We start from the raw sequence: 19,289 nt of genomic DNA, 5'->3' as shown, positions 1-19,289 counted from the left end.
ATTTGAACTATTAAAACTTACGCAAAGGCACATGAATAATTCAAGTACTTTTTTATTAGAATCTAAACTGAAGCGCTTAAAAATATCATTTTCAAAGGAAAATGGAAAAATCATTATATCAAATGCGAAACTAGATTTGACGGTTCTTTTCGGATTGGTGTTTTTACCACTTATTGTTGCTGTAGGAATAGGAATGTTTTTTATAACTTCTGTAGCAAATTATTCAGAAAGAATAGACATTAAAATTCTGGCAACACTTGTGTTTTTAGTGGGTATTGCTATTGTAAATGGTCTTCGAATTATGTCTAAATTGAAAGCGAACAAGAATCGAAAAGTATTAGATGACAAAGGAATTACGATTGTAGAAAATGATCAGATACAACGTTTTGACGCCACCAATGTGAAAGACTTTGAATACATGACAAAGAAGCTTGATAATGAAATTTTTGAAGGAAAAGTATTTTTAATAGCTACCAACAATCAAAAACATTTAGTATTGGGTTTAGATGAAGAAAGCGAACACTATTTATTAGATGATTTATTCTGGTTTATTGATTATTTTAAAAAACATATTGAAATAGAAACTTTATAAAAAAATACATATGCGCATCACAATTATACTTTTTTTGCTAATCGGAATTAACTTTAGCAATGCACAAACAGATTTTAACAAAGAAATTATTGGTACGTGGAAATTAAGTACACAAACTAAATCTTTTAAAGCTACTGACAAACCAAAATCTTCAAGTAATTCAGTCGATCACGCCGCAGATGCGCTTATAAATTCGGATGTGTTACTCAGTTTTAAAAAAGATGACGTCTTGGTAATGACTTTGCAAGATTTTCTTTTAGAAGCTTCATATACTCTTAAAAATAACTTACTAACGATTGGGCTTCGCAAATTTGAAATATTGAAACTACAAAATGATGTTTTGACGTTGAAAGATAAATTGACAGAAAAAAATCTACGCTATGAATATAAAAGAATTTTAAATAATGAGTAATCAACAACCCAACAATCCATTACATGGAATAAAATTAGCAGCAATTGTAGAAACTTTAGTTGATTATTATGGTTTTGAAGAATTAGGAAATCGAATCAATATCAATTGTTTTAAAAGCAATCCTTCTGTAAAGTCAAGCTTAAAATTTCTCAGACGAACACCTTGGGCGCGTACAAAAGTTGAAAATTTATATTTAAAAGTAATTCAGAAAATAAACTAAAATACACATTTAATTACTACATGAAATACGCTGCAATAATACTACTCTTACTTTCAATTATGATGTATGGAATTTTTTCAGACTTCCCCATGATTGCAAATATAGTATTGGTAGCATGTGTTACTGTAGTGCTTCTGCTATGGGAATTGTCTGTGTTGAAGAATAATTTCAGTGCCGATTTTACAATGAAAAGTCATAGTAAAATTTTTAATAAATCAAATTTACTAATGGCAATCATATGGTCGTTTATTTTAATACCGGATATTTATAAAGAAGGATTTAATACGTTTGCTTTTATTTCTCTTGTGATGTGGTTGATGATCATATTAATAGATGTACTGATGATTTTTGTCTACAAAAAGAAAAAGCCAATCACTATTTTTATCGACGGAAACACGCTTACATTCAACAATCCTTGGTTACAAAAGCGAGATTTGAATAATCTTAATTATATAGGAATCAAAAAACCTTGGAAAGAACTTGAACTCGGTTTTAAGAAAAAATCAGATATACGAATTCCTTTTAAAGAATACAAAATAGAAGAATTTCGCCGCTTCTTAGATATACTAGTTGAAAAATCTGAACACGATGTATATCTCACAGATAATGTATTAGAGAAATTTAGATCACCAACTTTAGAAACTCCTAATTGATTTAGAACGAATCAAAAAATACCAACATTACACGTTTACATGACAACTACACATGTTTTGGTTAATTTTCTATTCATTTTATCGTAATTTACAGTAATAAATAGATTATTTATTTGTTATAAAAGTCAATATTTCTAAAGAAGAAGTAAACTGTATCTCATACTACTGTCTTGAAATGTATCAAGCAGTAGCATACTTTGAAACCTCGATTGTAAAAGCCTGTGTAATGCAGGCTTTTTTACTGATCTTAATTTTGAGAAGTCTGAAAGGCGAACTCAAAATTATTGTCTTGTCGTTTTGAAAACCTAGAAGACGATTGGAAAACCTGTTTGTTAGGCGTAGCTTTTAGTTGGATTTCTGCGGCATTTGGAGAAGAAATTGTTTTGTTTGGATGTTTCTTTGGCTTTTTGTCGCTGTACACGGATTTTTTTGATACAATTGCTTTGCTTTGTTTGTATAGTGGTTTTTGAAGATAAACTGGTTTCAATTTTTAATTTTTGATTGAATCTTGAAAGTTTACAAAAGTTCAATGTTAATAACTCACGAACTATTCTATTCTGTAAGTTTGTTTTCACATTCTATAATATTGTAATTTTACACGGAATTTGCGTTCAGGATAGCAGTGACATCCTTTTTTATATTTTGATGTGTCATTACGAGGAGTTTGCGACGAAGTAATTTGTTACTTGTATAAAACAGATTGCCATGAATTTTCAAAAAATTCTCGCAAAGACGTTTGGTATAAAAAAGATATAACGGATAGCCTGACAAAACGCCCAAAAAAGAAAACACAACTTTCATATAATAAATATACAGAACAATGAAATTTTTTATCGACACAGCTAACTTAGATCAAATTCGTGAAGCGCAAGCATTAGGAATTTTAGATGGTGTAACTACGAATCCGTCATTAATGGCGAAAGAAGGAATTACAGGATCGGAAAACATCATAAACCATTACAAAGCTATTTGCGAAATTGTAGAAGGAGATGTTTCTGCAGAAGTTATTGCAACAGATTTTGAAGGAATGGTGAAAGAAGGAGAAGAGTTGGCCGCTTTAGATCCGCAAATTGTGGTAAAATTACCAATGATTGCTGACGGAATTAAAGCGTGTAAATATTTTTCTGATAAAGGAATTAAGACGAATGTAACGTTGGTATTTTCTGCCGGACAAGCGTTATTAGCGGCAAAAGCAGGAGCAACGTTTGTATCACCATTTATTGGTCGTTTGGACGATATTTCTACAGACGGATTGAATCTTATTGCAGAAATTAGAATGATTTATGATAACTACGGATTTGAAACTGAAATTTTAGCGGCTTCTGTACGTCACACAATGCACGTAATTGACTGTGCTAAAATTGGTGCAGATGTAATGACAGGTCCATTATCGTCAATTACAGGTTTATTGAAACACCCGTTAACAGATATTGGATTGGCTAAGTTTTTAGCAGATTACAAGAAAGGAAACTAGTATTTTGTAAGTATACATGTAAAAGTTGCATATACTTTTCACAACATAAAAAAGCATCTTAGAAATTTCTGAGATGCTTTTTTTATAAATTGTTTTTATAATTTTTATAGAGAATAGAATGTAGTGATTATTTCTTCAACTGATCTCTTAAATCTGTATTGTAGATATTTGAAAACGCATCAATAATACGTCCGTTTTGGTCTGTAATAATCAATTTGTTGATACTGATTAATCCAAAATCTCTGGAAAGACTTTCATCATCTGTAACACGGTATTGTTTGCTAACAGGAAATTCTAATTCTCGTAAAGCACGTTTCCAACGTTTGTGATTGGTATCTAAACTGATTCCAACAATATTCAAATTAGGAAATTCTTTTGCTAATACTTTAATTTTTCGCGTGACTAATTTCTTGTGTCCAGGCTGTCTAGAAGTCCAAAAATAGAACAAAGTTTTTCCTTTTTTAGAACTTAGATTATTTACAGCAACCTTGTTATATTTAGAATCTTGTACATAAATTTTATCTGAGAAGAAACTTCCTTTCTGCAAATCTTTAATACCTTCATGTAGGTTTGCAATTTCTTTTTTAGATTCTGAATTGTGTGATATTGCTTGAAACATCTTAAAGAATTCATTATTCTTATCAATGTCTGAATGATTATTTCTAAAGTATGAATATGCTGTGTAGCGTAACAATTGATCCCGAACATTTGGCAAACTAACCAAACTATCAATCAATTTTAGCTTGTTCATATTATAGGTAAGCGAAGTATTGATTTTTGTATTTGGTTTCAATGATTTTCGAATACATTCACTATACGATTCGTTATTAATATATTGCATTGTATACCTAATATACGGAACGTAATAATTTAGAGTAGAATCATTCAAATTGATTTCTTTTCTATATTTAAAAAAATCTTTTGGTATACGAATAGAATCGTTTACTCTTTCATGAGCTGTATTTTCATACGTTTCTTTGTATCGATATTTTGTATACGTAATTACATTATTGATGAAATTTTTAAAGTCGACAGATACTGTAGGATTCTGAGTAAAAAACTCTTCATTTCGTTGTTTTCGAAACGTGTATACCGAATCAATACGCTCTTCAAAAGCAACAGGAGTTAACTTACAGTCTTTGTATAATGAATTGTCTCTGTATTGTTGTTCAGATAAATACAATTCGGTGTAAAAATTATTTTTTTCAGCACCTTTTCCCGAATAAAACAGCGATTCATCAAAAGCTAACGTGTTTAAACGCAATAATAAACTATCGCCTTTTTCTAAATTAACATATTGATGTTCAGGATGATGGTAAAATTTGTATAAACCATTTTCATGATTTTTTAGCTTAATCAAAAAACGATTGTTTTCATCGAGTCGTAATGAATCGACAAGTTCATCTTTGTGATACAAAAGCACATATTCGTCACTAGGATTGATGATTTCACCACCAAAATAAGCAACATTTTTATCGCTTTCTTTCTTGGATTCACTACAGCCAAAGCAGATTAGAAAAAGTAATAAAGGGCTAATATATTTCATAGTAATTGTACCAACTTTTTCAAGTTTTAACAAATCTAACCAACACAAATACAATATGCTGTTAACACGCTGTTAAAAATCTATCTCAAAACGTTAAGACAAACAATGGCAATGTTCAATCTAAATTGTTACTTTTGCGCAATATATAAAAAGAAAAAAATAATAAAGAATGTTATCTGTATCTAACTTATCCGTACAATTTGGAAAGCGCATCTTATTTGATGAAGTAAATACGTCGTTTAATCAAGGAAATTGCTATGGTGTTATCGGAGCTAATGGCGCTGGTAAATCTACGTTTTTAAAAATTTTATCAGGAAAGATGGACCCAACTTCGGGACATGTACATCTTGAGCCTGGCAAACGAATGTCTGTACTAGAGCAAGATCATTATGCATATGATGAATATCCAGTGTTGGAGACTGTAATTATGGGAAACAAACCATTGTTTGCAATTAAAAAAGCAATGGATGATATTTATGCTAAAGTTGATTTCTCAGATAAAGATGGAGAACGCGTAGGAGAGTTGCAAGTAGAATTTGAGGAAATGAATGGATGGAATGCCGATTCAGATGCCGCCGCTTTATTATCAAACTTAGGAATTTCGGAAGCAAATCATTACTCATTAATGGGTGAATTGGACGGTAAACAAAAAGTACGTGTATTATTGGCACAAGCTCTTTTTGGAAATCCAGATGTATTGATTATGGATGAGCCGACAAACGACTTGGATTTTGAAACTATTTCTTGGTTAGAACATTTCTTAGCAAACTACGACAACTGTGTTATTGTAGTTTCGCATGATAGACACTTCTTAGATTCAGTTTGTACACATATTTCTGATATCGATTTCTCAAAAATAAACCACTATAGTGGAAACTATACATTCTGGTACGAAAGTAGTCAGTTAGCGGCAAGACAACGTGCACAGCAAAACAAAAAAGCTGAAGACAAAGCCAAGGAATTGCAAGAATTTATTATGCGATTTAGTGCCAACGTTGCAAAATCGAAACAAGCTACGTCTCGTAAAAAAATGTTAGAACGTTTAAAAGTTGAAGACATTAAACCATCTAGTCGTCGTTATCCTGCCATTATTTTTGACAGAGAACGCGAAGCTGGAGATCAAATATTAAATATAGAAGGATTAGCGGCAAGTGCAGAAGGTGAAACATTATTTAAAAATGTAGATATCAATCTTGCTAAAGGAGATAAAGTAGCAATCATTTCTAAAAACTCTCGTGCTACCAGTGCTTTTTACGAAATTATTAATGGAAATGCTACAGCTGAAGCTGGAACGTATAAATGGGGCGTTACAACTTCACAGGCGTATTTACCAGTAGATAACTCACAATTTTTTGATAATGATTTGTCATTGGTTGATTGGTTGCGTCAATGGTCAAAAACGGAAGAAGAACGTGAAGAAGTATTTGTTCGCGGATTTTTAGGAAAAATGATTTTCAGTGGAGAAGAAGCCTTAAAAACGGCACGTGTACTATCAGGAGGAGAAAAAGTACGTTGTATGTTATCACGTATGATGATGATTAGAGCAAATGTATTAATGTTAGATGAACCAACAAATCACTTAGATTTAGAAAGCATTACGGCGTTTAACAACTCGTTAAAAAACTTTAAAGGAACGGTATTATTCACAACACATGATCACGAATTTGCACAAACAGTTGCCAACAGAATCATAGAGTTAACACCAACTGGCGTTATTGATCGTTATGCAACGTTTGATGATTATATGAATGATAAGAAGATAAAAGAACAACGTGAAAAAATGTATGGAGCGTAAAGGTGAATTGTATTCATTAAAGAGATACTCCAAAAGGTGTACGTTTTAAATATCTATAATTTTTTTTTCAATAGCTAACTTTATAAGTTCGGCAGACGTTTTAACATTAAGCTTATGCATAATGTTTCTTCGATGCGTTTTTACTGTATGTTTGCTTATGAATAAAGTTTCGGCAATGGCATTACTATTCATGCCTTCTGCCAAGCATTTAACGACTTCTTTTTCACGGCTAGATAGCTCGTCAACGATGGTATTGTTTCTATTTCGTCCTCTAAAATAATCGAACACTTGATCGTTTACTTTGGTGTGGAAATAGTTTTTTCTTTGACTCGTAACTTTTATCGCTTCTATAAGCTCTGATTTGGATGCATCTTTAATAATATAACCTTGCGCACCACTTTTTAAGGAATCTCTGACTTTTTGTATTGATAAATGCATGGTAAGCATTAATATTGGTGTATCAAAACCGTTTTTCTGTAGTAAATGTATGGTTTCTATGCCATCAATAGCTGGCATATCAATATCCATTAAAATGACATCTATTTCTGTTTTTTCTAATATAGAAGGCGCATTGTTTCCATTTTGTGTGTGTGCAACAACTTCAATACCGTCTTCAGGTTTGAATAATGATGCTACACCTTCCGCAAATAAATAATGATCATCTATTATCAATACCTTTATCATAGCTATATTAAATTTGTTTTAATTGTAATTGGCAAATCTATGTTTACAGTTGTACCGCTAATTGGATTGCTATCAAATGAAATAATTCCGTTGTGTTGCGCAACAATTTCTTTGATACTTTTTAAGCCCATTCCATGAAATTCTTTTTCAGTGTTAAATCCTTTTCCGTTATCATTCACTAAAATATTTATCAAATTTTTGTCACTAAAAAAAGTAAGTGAAATTGATAGTTTCGTAGATTTCGCATGTTTCAGTACATTACTAACAAGTTCTTGCACAATTCTATAGATTATAATTTCGTTTTCAAAGTCAATAATTCCATCATCTATAGAAGCTGAAAATTCAACATTTAATTCTCTAGATTGGTCTAAATGTATCGTTAATTCTCTCAAAGCATGAATAAGTCCAAAATCTTCAGAAATACCTAAATGTAAGGAATGTGACATGTTTCTAATATCTGCACAAGCCTTATTTACCAATTGGGTAAGTGTTGTATAGTTTGGAATTGCATGTTCTTCTATTCTCCCAACATTTACTTTTATGGTAGCTAATAAACTTCCAAAATGATTGTGTAATTCTTTCGCTAAACGTTTTCTCTCATTATCTTTTCCCTGAACCATTGATTGTAACACCTTTGTTTCGTGAGATTTAAGTAAATTTTTTATCTTATCATTGTGTTCTTTCTTTTGATGAGAAGCAATCAGTTTTGTAGTTTTAAATCGCTGTCTAAAGTATAAAAGTATTGTTATCGATAAGATTAATAATATAAAAGCAATGATGATATAATACGCATTTAACTTTTCTCGCTTTTCGAGTAAATCGATTTCTTTATTTTTTAAGTTGACTTCAAAATTTGTGCGGATATCTGCTATTTTCTTTGTTTGTTCTTTATTTTGGATGCTATCTTTATACACAATATACTGAGCCTGATATTTCAATGCTTCTTTATAATTTTCTTTTTTGGTGTATAATTTTGAAAGTAACAAAGAAGCATCTCTTATTTGTTCTTTCAAACCAATATTTTCAGACATTTCCAAGGATTTCTGTGTATGAAATATGGTTTCTTTAATCTTATTTTGCTCTAAATAAATGCTTCCTAATTGATTATGATAATCTGCCATTCCAAACTGATCTCCAAGCGGTTCGAGCATATGAATTGCTTTGAGTACATCTTCTTCGGCTTTTGAGTAATTTCCTTTTTTCCAGTAGATCAAAGCTCTGTTACCAATTGTATACGCTTTTCCTATGGACATATTTACCGCATCAAAAATAGGTTCTGCTTCGTTATACAATTGCAGCGCAGTATCTAATTTACCTACGGAATAATAATTAAAACCAGTATTTAATAGCGCTATACAAAGACGTTTGTTGATTTTTTGTTTCCTAAAAATATCTATTGCTTTTGTTTGATAAACCAAAGAATTACTAAAATCATCATTAGCAATGTACGTATTTGAAATTTCACTATATGCTTCCGCTTCAAAAATGGGATATTCGTTATCACTTGCCAATGTTGCACTCTTAAAAAGATTTTTTAAAGAATTTTCTAAATCTCCTTTAAGTCGATATGCAACACCTTTTGCATTGTAAACTTTTATAGCATAGTAAGTAGGTTTGTAATGTTTAGCTTTTTTTAATAATACATCTGAGTATGTCAGCATTTCTTCTGGAGAAGAAGACTTTATAATAATTTGTGATAATAACCCTGTGGCAACCGAATCTGAGAGAATTTCTTTTTCGTGAAATATGCGTTTTAAACTATCTGCCTTCTTTTGATTTTGTCCACACAAATTGAAGCATATTAGTAAAAAGAAAAACGGTATGGGTTTTAAAATCATTCTGTAGTTGTTATAAAATCTTAGTCTTGAACAACTCTAAGTACTGGATCTACTGTAAAGTCAAATGTTTTTGTAGTTCCGCTAGTATCTACATACTCTAAAGTTATTTCTAGCTCAAATGATAATGGCTCAGGTATTTCTTTTGGATCTACATCTAAATAAAAGCTAACAGCTTCGTTTTCGTTTCCTAATTTCGGAACTGGTACAAGGTTTTTATTTTTACAAATGAAATTTTTAAAATATAATTTATGACGAATAAAAAGGAACAATGGTAATATGGTAAAATAAACTCTTTCATTTGAATGCACATCAATAGCAAATTGCTTAATTGGATCGCCCAAAGACATAGATCCTTGTGAAAATATAAGTGTATTGCTTAATACTTCTTCTTTAAAATTAAGGAGAGCTTTTGAGGTTAGTTTACGTTTCTTTTTCTTCTTCTTCTTCTTCTTTTCAGCGTTATTCAATACTGCAGTAAAATTAGCGTGACTTTTAATAATATTGTCTGTATTTGCTTGAAGAAAAATATGTGTTCTTGCTTTCATAAGATAGTTAGTTAATTAGGTAAAGATATTAAAATATTATAGTTGCTTTATCAAAAGAAAGTTGCCCTTATTATCTAAAGACAACTTTCTTTATCACCTACAGTTTGTGAATGTTAGTGTTTATGAATAGTTGCAGTCATAACAGTATCATTATCATCACCATCATTTGAATCTTCAGATGTTACAGTATATATTTCAGCTGGTGGTTGGTCATATGACTTTATTTGCTGCGATCTTTTTGCTGGATTTCTTGTAGTTCCTCCATCTTTAGAATATGTAAAAGTAAATTCTAGTGTGGCAGGTAATTGAACCTGATTTGATGAGTAGCGTTGTTTTAAAGCTGCTCCTTCTCCAGTTCCTGAAAATTCTTGAGAATCTGAATTAACTTTTAATGCTACATATTGAGTATATGTTGCATTAGTTACTCCGGTAACTGTAACAGAAGCAGTTCCAGTTCCGTCTATTTTGATTGTTTGAATATTATTTGACATAATAAATTTTGTATTAGTTTCTTACTCTATTTAATATAGGCTTTTCAGATATCGCCTTGTTGTAATTTAAGTGCACGTTATAAATTATGAACAGGACAAAATTGCAGCATTTCAAGAGTCAAAACATCATACGAAAGAGGTGTTTTAATCATACCCCAAAAGAGGTATTATATAATGGGAATTCTACGTAATATTTATTGTAAGTTGTTTGTTTATAGTGTTTTAATTTTAAATTATTGAGCATTGCTAAAGTGAAAATATTGTACGCTTAAGATATAAATACAAGATGAGTCAACACCAACAGATATTACTGCCCGTTACTTACTCTGAGTTCGTTATAAAAATTAACTATGGTTTTCTTCTTTTTCGCTGTATAGTAGGAGTTTTTTGTTACAAATTTTTGAAGTACAACATTTCGAAATTTAAGTTTTGCATCCAAGATATTGTATCTTTTGGAGAATAATTCTGATGTATTTTCAAATACAAATTTTTCGGAATACCATAATAAACTGGATAATTCCTGCGTCGTTAATACCTGTAGTTGGAATTATAAAGAAACTTATTTTCATTACGGAACTACGAAATTATATGCGCTATTAAATTATTTAGTTGGATGCTAAACTCTCCCATAATAACCTAGTTTTACGTAAACTCCGTTGTAGTCGAATCGTATATCTTGTAAATACTGATAGTCTTTTTTAACAGCATGATACGTTTTAATATCACTAATCACATGCCTTTATTAACACAAAGCATATATACGCTTGTAAAACTTCTTTAAAAATTGATTCAGGGAATAACTGTCGCTTTCTACTGATAGTAAAATGCCATGGAAGTTAACCAAGAAAATATAAAATATCCAAACGCAGACTACAATGTTGAATCAACTTGCGATCACTACTAATATTTTCTAAATAACCTAAGTCTAAAAGTTCTCTTTGGCAACGCGATCACTTAAACAAAAACTATGGAATAACTGCTCTTGATATATCTTCTTGCCTTACATACATTAAGATAATCATTATTTCTTTATCTTAAACTTGTGCAACAAGCACAACGGCTATAAGTAATAGCGATTTGGTTTATAATTCAAATCACTATTACTTTTTATTTTGTACTTTACTTCCCCAAAAGTAGTGCCTACAAAACCGCTACTACTCATATACAAATCATATACAAAACTGTTGTAGCCAATTTAAAAAACTGATCCTGTGAAATTAAATTATTACCAAATAGATGCTTTTACCGATAAAATATTCGGAGGAAACCCTGCTAAAGTTGTGCAACTAAATGAATGGTTGGAAGATGAATTACTTCAGAATATTGCAAAAGAAAATTCTGTTGACGCAACTGCATTTTTTATTTACAACAGTGGAGACGATATAGAATTAAGATGGTTTACACCTGATTTAGAACTTGATTTATGTGGACATGCAACTATTGCAACAGCTCATGTTTTAACAACGATTTTAGATTATAATGAAGACAAAATAGTCTTCAATACTAAAAGTGGACAATTGTATGTTCACGTTGAAAACGATATGTATGTAATGGATTTACCTCAAAGGAATCCTGTTAAAGTGGAATTACCGAATTTTATAAAAGCATCTCTTAACAAACAGCCGAAAGAAGTTTTAAAGTCGAGAGATTACATTTTAGTCTATGAAACTGAACAAGATGTTAGGAATATTAAAATAGATAAAAGCATATTTGACAAAGAAAATATTGACCCAGGAGGTGTAGTAATAACTTCCAAAGGAAATAATTCTGATTTTGTATCAAGATTCTTCATTCCTCAAGCAACAATATTTGAAGACCCTGTTACTGGTTCTGCCCATGCTTCATTAATTCCATATTGGGGTAATGTTTTGAATAAAAAAGAAATGTCTGCAATTCAGTTATCTGCTAGAAAAGGAAAGTTGCTATGCACAAATAAAAGAGATAGGGTCTTGGTAGCCGGAAAGGCAAAAACGTTTTCGGAAGGAACATTATGGATAGAATAACTGGCTACAAACCGTATAAAATTAATTGCAAGTAGTAGCTCACTTAAACTTAGTATTAATAAATTATTTCTTTTCAAACCTTGGATCAAATTTAGAGAAAGATTTATGATTTTAGCTTTTTCAGCTAAAAACACCTCTGGAAATGTTTACATTCATGAATATCTTAATTTAAAATATAAACGAATGAACTAAAAGTGCACGTTCTTTTGTGAAGCCTGTGCTGAACTTAGCTCAGTATTCTTTGTGTAAGCAAAAAACTGGAAGCAAATAGCTGATATTCATATATTTAAATTCTAAAAAAAAACTAAATCTTAATTTTGTAAAAGTTATATAGAACTCACGTTACTTACTGTTTGATGAGTATAGGAACGATAAGAAAGTTAAAGAACAACATGATAAAATGTAGAGAGTAGAAGTAAAGAGTCATGAAAGTTTGTACCATAAAAAAGTCCCTTGAATTGGTTTTCAAGGGACTTTTTATCTATTAAATAGTGTATATGCTATAGCTTTGATGGTAATCAAATACTAATGTTGTTTTTATTGATTTACTTACGGAAGTCTACAAATTCCGTTATAACATGCATACGGAAAATCGCAAGGTCTACGATGATTGCAATAACGAGGTGCGCCACCGATAATATTTCGTTGTCCTTTTTTAGCGATATAGCTAAATCCTTGAAGATTTGCAATTTTGTCTAACATGGTTCAATTCTTTTGAAATATAAATGTACAAAAAAATAATTTAGGAACATGTACGGTTTTCCCGTACTATTTTAGGAGTTGTTTTTGGGTCACGTTGGTTGTTAAGTAACTGTCATTCCTACGTGATTACTAAGAGTCTATTGTGTTACACTATATTTTCCGTTCATAATGATGTACAAACTTAATCGTATATAAGCAAAAACGCTTCCTAACATTGTAAGAAGCGTTTTTTATTTTAAAATGGTGCTGTAAATTGAGTCAATATGCATTTTAAAGAGCATTCATCTACCGAAGTATTATCTCAATTCTGCGCCCAATTGTTTTTCAAAACTTTGCTGTAGTTTGTTCATAATCTTATCAATCTGTTTGTCTGTTAGGGTTTTATGCTCATCTTGAAGTGTAAAGCTTACAGCATAACTTTTCTTGCCTTTCGGCAGATTTTTCCCTTCGTACACATCAAATAAATTGACTTCTTTCAGCAAATTGCGTTCGCTTTGTTTGGCAATAGTATGAATTTCCGCAAACGTAGTTTTTTCATCAATTAATAATGCAAAATCTCTACGAACTTTCGGAAACTTAGGAATGTCTTTAAACTTGATTTTTCTATTCTTAGCAACTTCAATGATATTATCCCAATTAAAATCTGCATAGATCACTTCTTGTTTAATGTCAAACGCTTTCAAAATCGTACGTTTTACAATTCCAAATTCAACAAGTGTCGTTTTGCCTAAACTCAAGGTTAATCCTTCCGCAAATAAATCATTTTTGATAGGAGAGACCTTTAATGAGTTTAATCCTAAACGTGATAAAACTGAAGTAACAATTCCTTTCACATAGAAAAAATCACTAGCAACAGGTTTGCTTTGTCGCCAAGTTTCTGCGGTTGTATTTCCTGTAATTAGCAAGGACAAATGCTTAAGTTCTTCACGGTTTTCACCGTATGCATGGTATGTTTTTCCAAATTCGAAAAACTTCAAATCTGACTGTTTTCGGTTGATATTGTGTGAAATAGCTTCCAATCCTGAAAATAACAACGATTGACGCATTACTGACAAATCATTACTCAACGGATTCAACATATTTATATTATGTTCCGTTTGTAACTGTTCAGAAAGTTCTATATACGAAGCTGTTGTTAATGAGTTCGCCATTATTTCATAAAAACCTTGCGAAACCAATTGCGCTCCAACTACATCTTGCAATTTATAATCTTCATAACGAGATGTGTTAGAAACCGAAATATGCCACTTTTCATCAAACTTGATGTTATTGTACCCATATACACGTAAAATTTCTTCAATTACATCTGCTTCCCGTTGTACATCTACTCTGTAAGAAGGAATTGTTAATCCTAAACCACCATCAGTAACCGAATTAATTTTAATATCTAAGGAAGATAAAATATTCTTGATGGTTTCTTTTGGTAATTCTTCTCCAATCAATTTTGCAACATTCTCATACGATACACGCACTTGAAAGTCTTCAATCTTAGTTGGATAACTATCTGTAGCATCACTTGTAATTTCTCCACCAGCCAATTCTTGTATTAACAATGCGGCTCTTTTTAAGGCATATTCCGTAATATTCGGGTCAATTCCACGTTCAAAACGGAAAGAAGCATCTGTGTTCAATCCATGACGTTTTGCCGTTTTTCGAACAGAAACAGGATTAAAGTAGGCACTTTCTAGGAAAATATTGGTTGTGTGTTCGGTAACGCCAGATTTTATTCCTCCAAAAACACCTGCTATACACAATGGTTTTTCAGTATCACAAATCATTAAATCATCTTCATGTAACTCACGTTCTACTTCGTCTAATGTTGTAAATTTTGTGCCAGCTTCTAATGTTTTTACAATGATTTTATTTCCAGAAATATAATTCGCGTCAAACGCATGTAATGGTTGTCCTAATTCGTGTAATACATAATTAGTAACATCAACTATATTGTTTTTTGGTGTCAACCCAATCGCTTTTAAACGATGTTGCAACCATGCTGGAGACGTTTTTACTTGTACGCCAGAAATTGTAACTCCGCAATAGCGCGGCGCTAAGGTTTTATCTTCAACTTCTACATCTATTTTTAGCGTTCTATTATCAACTCTAAAACTACTTGTAGAAGGTGTAATTAATTCTAATTTGATATCTTTTTGAGCCAAACCAGCTTTTAAATCTCTGGCAACTCCGTAATGACTCATGGCGTCAGCTCTGTTTGGCGTTAAGCCAATTTCAAAAACAGTATCATTTTCAATATCAAATACTTCGCTGGCAAGTGTTCCAGGAACGAGCGTTTCGTCTAAAATCATAATTCCATCATGACTTTCGCCTAAACCAAGTTCGTCTTCGGCGCAAATCATTCCGTTGGAAACTTCTCCTCTAATTTTCCCTTTTTTGATCTTAAAGTTTTTTCCTTCCGCATCGTACAACGTAGTACCAACAGTTGCGACAGGCACTTTTTGTCCAGCTGCTACATTTGGCGCACCACAAACAATTTGTATTGGTTCTTCTGCACCTACATCAACTGTAGTAACTTTTAAACGATCGGCATTTGGATGTTGTACACATGTTAACACATGTCCAATTACAATTCCTTCCAAGCCACCTTGTACAGATTCATATTTTTCAATTCCTTCAACTTCTAAGCCTAAATCAGTTAAGAGTTCTCCGGTTTTTTCAGCATCCCAATCAAGTTGAATAAATTGCTTTACCCAATTATATGATATTTTCATTAGTAGTAATATTGAATAGTCGACAAAGATAAGATAATGCGGTAAGTTGACAAATAACAAAGCATCAAAGATGGATATAAATATTATGTTGATTAGAATCTAGATTTTAAGTATCGTTTTGCGCTTGGTTACGGCTTTGTCTTTATATTTTTGGAATGTTTGGTAGTTGATACTATTTAAAATAATAGATAGCAAAAAGCAAGACAATAATAATAAAGGTAATAGCAGTAAAGAAGCCTGCTATAAATCCTTTAAAAAATGTTCTATTCTTAAACATTGGTTTTATTTTTTTACTTTTGTTTAGTTAGCAAGACGGTAAAAAAGTAAGCCATACATATCAACCGCCTTGCCCTAAACAGCATGTTTCCATCAAAAAGGAAACCTACCAACACATCTTGAACAGTGCACTAGTATTCGGTAAAAGTGCATTCTAGTAAAAACATTTATAAAAAAATAATGTTCTTGATGTGTTATTTTTTATTTCTGTAATTCATTATCTAAATCAAAGCGAGTTACATAAATTGATTACCCTTTTTTCCTAATGTAGTAAACAATTGTTATCAGCAGTACTACAAAAATTAACCCAGTTATTGCATCAAACTTTATTCGTAACGATTTCCAATGCATAGTTTCAGTTGTAGTATTTTCCCATTTCACTGATAAAAATATCAAAAGTAACACGAGTGCTAAAATGAAAAATCTTATTGCTTTTTTGGTAAGCATATTGGTTTTATTTATTACAATTCAATATCAATCATTATTATTTTTTACAAAATCTACCCAGTCAGAAGTAGGTTTTACTAAAAGTGGTACAACATACTTGTTTTCTGCAAAATTTTCTACAATGTAAATATTACGTGTGCGCGCAAATAAATCTTCGAGTTGTTTTTCGATATATAATTTTACTCTAAAGGTTTGATTTCCATTTTCCCATTCCCATATACCAACAAAAGGTGCATCATAAGTTTTTAAAATATTGTCTTTTTCAGTTTTTGCATTAGAAGAATTTGAGGATACTAAAAGAAGTATGATAAGAAGTTTTTTTATATGTTTCATCTATAAACGTGCATATTCTTTAAGAACAACTTTCTTTAAAACATCATAACCCACAATATCATTTTCCTCAATAATGTAAATGTTCTTAGCTTTTTCAAGAATGTTAAAAATACTTTCCAAATCATTAACTATAAAATCAGACGGATAATTCAAAATGTTTGAAATTTTAGATGATTTTTTAAGAATAGGTAAATTATTGTTTTTAATATTAGTGTATTCTAAATCAATAAAATTAATTGAGTTACTTGATTTTATTTTTATATTAAAAATCAATTCTCCTTTATCATTTATAATGTAAGACTTTTGGTCTTTTTTTTGATTCCTTAAACGAATGGTTTGATGAGTTATAGTATCATTTTCTACGATAATACTTTTTTTATAATCATCTAAGGAAATATGAATATCATATTCACTATTTTTTTGAGAATAACTTATTATTGTACAAAATAATAAGAAAAAGGAAAAAATATTTTTCATGGGCAATTATTTTTAGCGGTTTGTATTCTTTGATTTATTTGCGATATATATGCTAATTTTAAAAAGTTAGCTGGAGCTGAATAATTATTTAAATAATCTAAATATTCTGATGTGCCTTCAAGTCCTATCCATGATATAGCCGTTGCAACTTCTTCTTTCCAGTTCATATTTCCAAATATTGAAATTGCTTCATTTTTAAATACTGTAGCTTCACTATCCCAATCATGGTTATTTAATAAAAAATCTTTTATTTTATCTACATAAACATTCACATCGAAATGCCATAGTCCAAAAAGTTCATGTGTCCAATTATCATTAAGCACACTATTTTGGCTTAATTTACAAATAATCGCCACAAACCTTTCTTTTGTTGTTAATTCATTTAAGTTAATATTATTATAATTTATTCCACTTTCACAGTTTAGTGAAAGAATAGGGTTTCCATTAACGTCAAATTGAATATAACCCCAATTTTTCAATGTATTGAACATATAAGAATGAACTACTTCATGACAAAGAGTGATTTTTTTAGATAAATTTGATGAACTTTCTATGCTTGGGCTTATTCTTACATCAAAAATATTCAATTCATTACTATAACCTTTTGTAATAGCCCATTCTCCAACAGGTACTTCTCCAATCTCATAAGTCAAAACTGTTCCACTGTTGTCATAGAATTTTGATATCATTTTTGAATAAAAATTTTCACTATCTAATAAAGACTTATGTATACAATCTAAATCAGAATCTTTGAATGTTTCATCTTTAAAAATGAAATCATTGAAATCTGCACCACCATTGTTTATTAACGTCTCAATAGCTAATCTAGCAATATTGATTGACTCATCACTACAATTACTAAATTTTAAAAATTGATTAACCAAGTTAGAATAAACCCTATTATTAGAGAGCCAAACAATCATTGCATTTGTAAGCATTGGTTCTGCATATAAATCTATAGATCCATTGTTCATACAATCAATAATCTCCTCTAAAGCCGTCTTCATCAAAGGTATCACAGGAATTTCTTCATTTGGAATAAAGTTATCAGTGTTGTTATTATTATTACCACCACCATTTGTTGTGCTATTACTTGGGTCACCTGTTCCTGTATAGAGTCCGCCACTATTATAAACACAACCAGTTACAACCCAAGCTCCGCTACAATGCCAATAGGCATTATATTCACCATTATCACACACTTCCCCAGGACTATGGTCTTTTCCTTCTCCACAATTTACGGCAATGCATCCACCATCTTCCCATGCAATTATTTCTTCCGTAGTACTTGGACAAGGAGAATCAGACTCACCAATTAATAAGGAATTGTCAACTATATACACACCAGTTGCATTGTCAAAATCATATTGTTTTTCATCATTTATAACTGAAAAAGGATAGCTAAGTAACATTTGTGCGTAACTACCATCATTAAACATAGTTAAGATATAATTTTCTAAAACATTTGTTTCAGTTTCTTCACGCTCTACAATAAAAGTATAACTATCAAAAGTGTCTGAGGATATTATTTGAACATTGGTAGTGTCAATTGTAAAATCGTATAATGAAGAATTTAGATCCTCGCTACGTAAATCATTATTTAAAACAGATGAAGTTAGGAGTCTGTCTAGGTCTTTGTTTTGTTGAAATAGTGTAGATCCTTTTATTTTTTTAGCTTTAAAGTCTAAAACTACTCTTTGTACTTCCGTTGGTTGATTCTCGACGGTTTCATCATTCTGACAACCCACTATGCTCATAAGCAGTAAAAAGACTAAATAACAGTTTCTGATTTTTAAAAATTGTTTCATTGATTTTTTATTAAGTTATTAATTCTGTGTTTTACTAGTAACTCAATTCAAATAAAGAAATAAAGTACTTACGCTAAAAGAGGGAATGCGTAAAGTAGTCTTTTCATTGAGTTAATGATAGCTATTCGTTATTTAATAACTTAGCCGCCATCGTCTAAAAATGTATGTGTTTCGTAATTCATACTATATAAAAATTTGTTTGTACCTACTCTTAAAGGGTTTTCGGCTACGCCCATTCGTAAAAATGATTTGCAATTCAGTTTTAGG

General features: G+C 30.9%; 18 protein-coding genes and 1 pseudogene. 7 read left to right on the top strand and 12 right to left on the bottom strand.

The window, feature by feature from the left end; all coding sequences use genetic code 11:
- The first annotated feature begins 31 nt into the window (after positions 1-31).
- From ACQ654_RS25055 to ACQ654_RS25040, 4 genes are read left to right on the top strand one after another with little or no spacing between them, the layout of a single operon-like run.
- Positions 32-592: a hypothetical protein gene (locus ACQ654_RS25055; protein WP_430413144.1), complete on the top strand. Its 561-nt coding sequence runs from the start codon at positions 32-34 to the stop codon at positions 590-592.
- Between the two features lie 10 nt (positions 593-602).
- Positions 603-1,004: a hypothetical protein gene (locus ACQ654_RS25050; protein ID WP_430413143.1), complete on the top strand. Its 402-nt coding sequence runs from the start codon at positions 603-605 to the stop codon at positions 1,002-1,004.
- Positions 997-1,224: a VF530 family DNA-binding protein gene (locus ACQ654_RS25045; protein WP_430413142.1), complete on the top strand. Its 228-nt coding sequence runs from the start codon at positions 997-999 to the stop codon at positions 1,222-1,224. Before ACQ654_RS25050 ends, ACQ654_RS25045 begins: the two co-directional genes overlap by 8 nt.
- 20 nt (positions 1,225-1,244) lie before the next feature.
- Positions 1,245-1,877, top strand: coding sequence for a hypothetical protein (locus tag ACQ654_RS25040; RefSeq protein ID WP_430413141.1), 633 nt, complete (start codon positions 1,245-1,247; stop codon positions 1,875-1,877).
- 247 nt (positions 1,878-2,124) lie between these two features.
- Here the strand turns inward: ACQ654_RS25040 and ACQ654_RS25035 are convergent, their stop codons facing one another.
- Positions 2,125-2,364, bottom strand: a complete 240-nt coding sequence (locus ACQ654_RS25035) for a hypothetical protein (protein WP_430413140.1) — start codon at positions 2,362-2,364, stop codon at positions 2,125-2,127.
- A 333-nt stretch (positions 2,365-2,697) separates the two neighbouring features.
- Here ACQ654_RS25035 and fsa point away from each other — a divergent pair, with 333 nt between their 5' ends.
- The gene (gene fsa, locus ACQ654_RS25030) at positions 2,698-3,351 is read left to right on the top strand and encodes a fructose-6-phosphate aldolase (protein WP_430413139.1); all 654 of its coding nucleotides are present in this window, start codon (positions 2,698-2,700) and stop codon (positions 3,349-3,351) included.
- 127 nt (positions 3,352-3,478) lie between these two features.
- On the opposite strand, the gene ACQ654_RS25025 is transcribed toward fsa, so the two are convergent.
- Entirely contained in the window at positions 3,479-4,897 is a 1,419-nt protein-coding gene (locus ACQ654_RS25025; protein WP_430413138.1) for a TlpA family protein disulfide reductase, read from the bottom strand.
- A gap of 169 nt (positions 4,898-5,066) precedes the next feature.
- Here ACQ654_RS25025 and ACQ654_RS25020 point away from each other — a divergent pair, with 169 nt between their 5' ends.
- Positions 5,067-6,692: an ABC-F family ATP-binding cassette domain-containing protein gene (locus ACQ654_RS25020; RefSeq protein ID WP_430413137.1), complete on the top strand. Its 1,626-nt coding sequence runs from the start codon at positions 5,067-5,069 to the stop codon at positions 6,690-6,692.
- Positions 6,693-6,737: 45 nt separating this feature from the next.
- Here ACQ654_RS25020 and ACQ654_RS25015 read toward each other — a convergent pair whose 3' ends face one another.
- The 5 genes and pseudogenes from ACQ654_RS25015 to ACQ654_RS24995 form a co-directional block, all read right to left on the bottom strand.
- On the bottom strand, positions 6,738-7,376 hold the full coding sequence (locus tag ACQ654_RS25015) for a response regulator (RefSeq protein ID WP_430413136.1): 639 nt from the start codon (positions 7,374-7,376) through the stop codon (positions 6,738-6,740).
- Positions 7,377-7,378: 2 nt separating this feature from the next.
- Positions 7,379-9,214 carry a tetratricopeptide repeat-containing sensor histidine kinase gene (locus ACQ654_RS25010; protein WP_430413135.1) on the bottom strand — a complete coding sequence of 612 codons (1,836 nt, stop codon included), beginning with the start codon at positions 9,212-9,214 and terminating at the stop codon, positions 7,379-7,381.
- Between the two features lie 20 nt (positions 9,215-9,234).
- A complete protein-coding gene (locus ACQ654_RS25005) occupies positions 9,235-9,759 on the bottom strand; it encodes a hypothetical protein (protein ID WP_430413134.1) in 525 nt (174 codons plus the stop codon).
- Between the two features lie 113 nt (positions 9,760-9,872).
- Positions 9,873-10,250 carry a hypothetical protein gene (locus tag ACQ654_RS25000; RefSeq protein ID WP_430413133.1) on the bottom strand — a complete coding sequence of 126 codons (378 nt, stop codon included), beginning with the start codon at positions 10,248-10,250 and terminating at the stop codon, positions 9,873-9,875.
- 732 nt (positions 10,251-10,982) lie between these two features.
- A pseudogene (locus tag ACQ654_RS24995) lies at positions 10,983-11,241 on the bottom strand (transposase); the annotation flags it as partial.
- 220 nt (positions 11,242-11,461) lie between these two features.
- Between ACQ654_RS24995 and ACQ654_RS24990 the strand changes: the two are divergent.
- Positions 11,462-12,253 (top strand): PhzF family phenazine biosynthesis protein, encoded by a 792-nt coding sequence (locus tag ACQ654_RS24990; protein ID WP_430413132.1) that lies wholly within the window; start codon positions 11,462-11,464, stop codon positions 12,251-12,253.
- Positions 12,254-12,802: 549 nt separating this feature from the next.
- Here ACQ654_RS24990 and ACQ654_RS24985 read toward each other — a convergent pair.
- From ACQ654_RS24985 to ACQ654_RS24965, 5 genes are all read right to left on the bottom strand, one after another.
- A complete protein-coding gene (locus tag ACQ654_RS24985) occupies positions 12,803-12,955 on the bottom strand; it encodes a hypothetical protein (RefSeq protein WP_430413131.1) in 153 nt (50 codons plus the stop codon).
- Positions 12,956-13,251: 296 nt separating this feature from the next.
- Positions 13,252-15,681: a phenylalanine--tRNA ligase subunit beta gene (pheT, locus tag ACQ654_RS24980; RefSeq protein ID WP_430413130.1), complete on the bottom strand. Its 2,430-nt coding sequence runs from the start codon at positions 15,679-15,681 to the stop codon at positions 13,252-13,254.
- A gap of 750 nt (positions 15,682-16,431) precedes the next feature.
- Complete coding sequence (locus tag ACQ654_RS24975) at positions 16,432-16,737, bottom strand: DUF6705 family protein (RefSeq protein ID WP_430413129.1); 306 nt, start codon at positions 16,735-16,737, stop codon at positions 16,432-16,434.
- Entirely contained in the window at positions 16,738-17,214 is a 477-nt protein-coding gene (locus tag ACQ654_RS24970; RefSeq protein WP_430413128.1) for a hypothetical protein, read from the bottom strand.
- The gene (locus ACQ654_RS24965; RefSeq protein WP_430413127.1) at positions 17,211-19,022 is read right to left on the bottom strand and encodes a hypothetical protein; all 1,812 of its coding nucleotides are present in this window, start codon (positions 19,020-19,022) and stop codon (positions 17,211-17,213) included. The genes ACQ654_RS24970 and ACQ654_RS24965 overlap by 4 nt, the downstream gene beginning before the upstream one ends.
- Between the last annotated feature and the right edge of the window lie 267 nt (positions 19,023-19,289).

This window comes from Kordia sp., assembly GCF_965283645.1.
Classification (GTDB): domain Bacteria; phylum Bacteroidota; class Bacteroidia; order Flavobacteriales; family Flavobacteriaceae; genus Kordia.
Note: the sequence above shows the minus strand (reverse complement) of the source record. Positions and strands in the feature narration are given on the sequence as shown.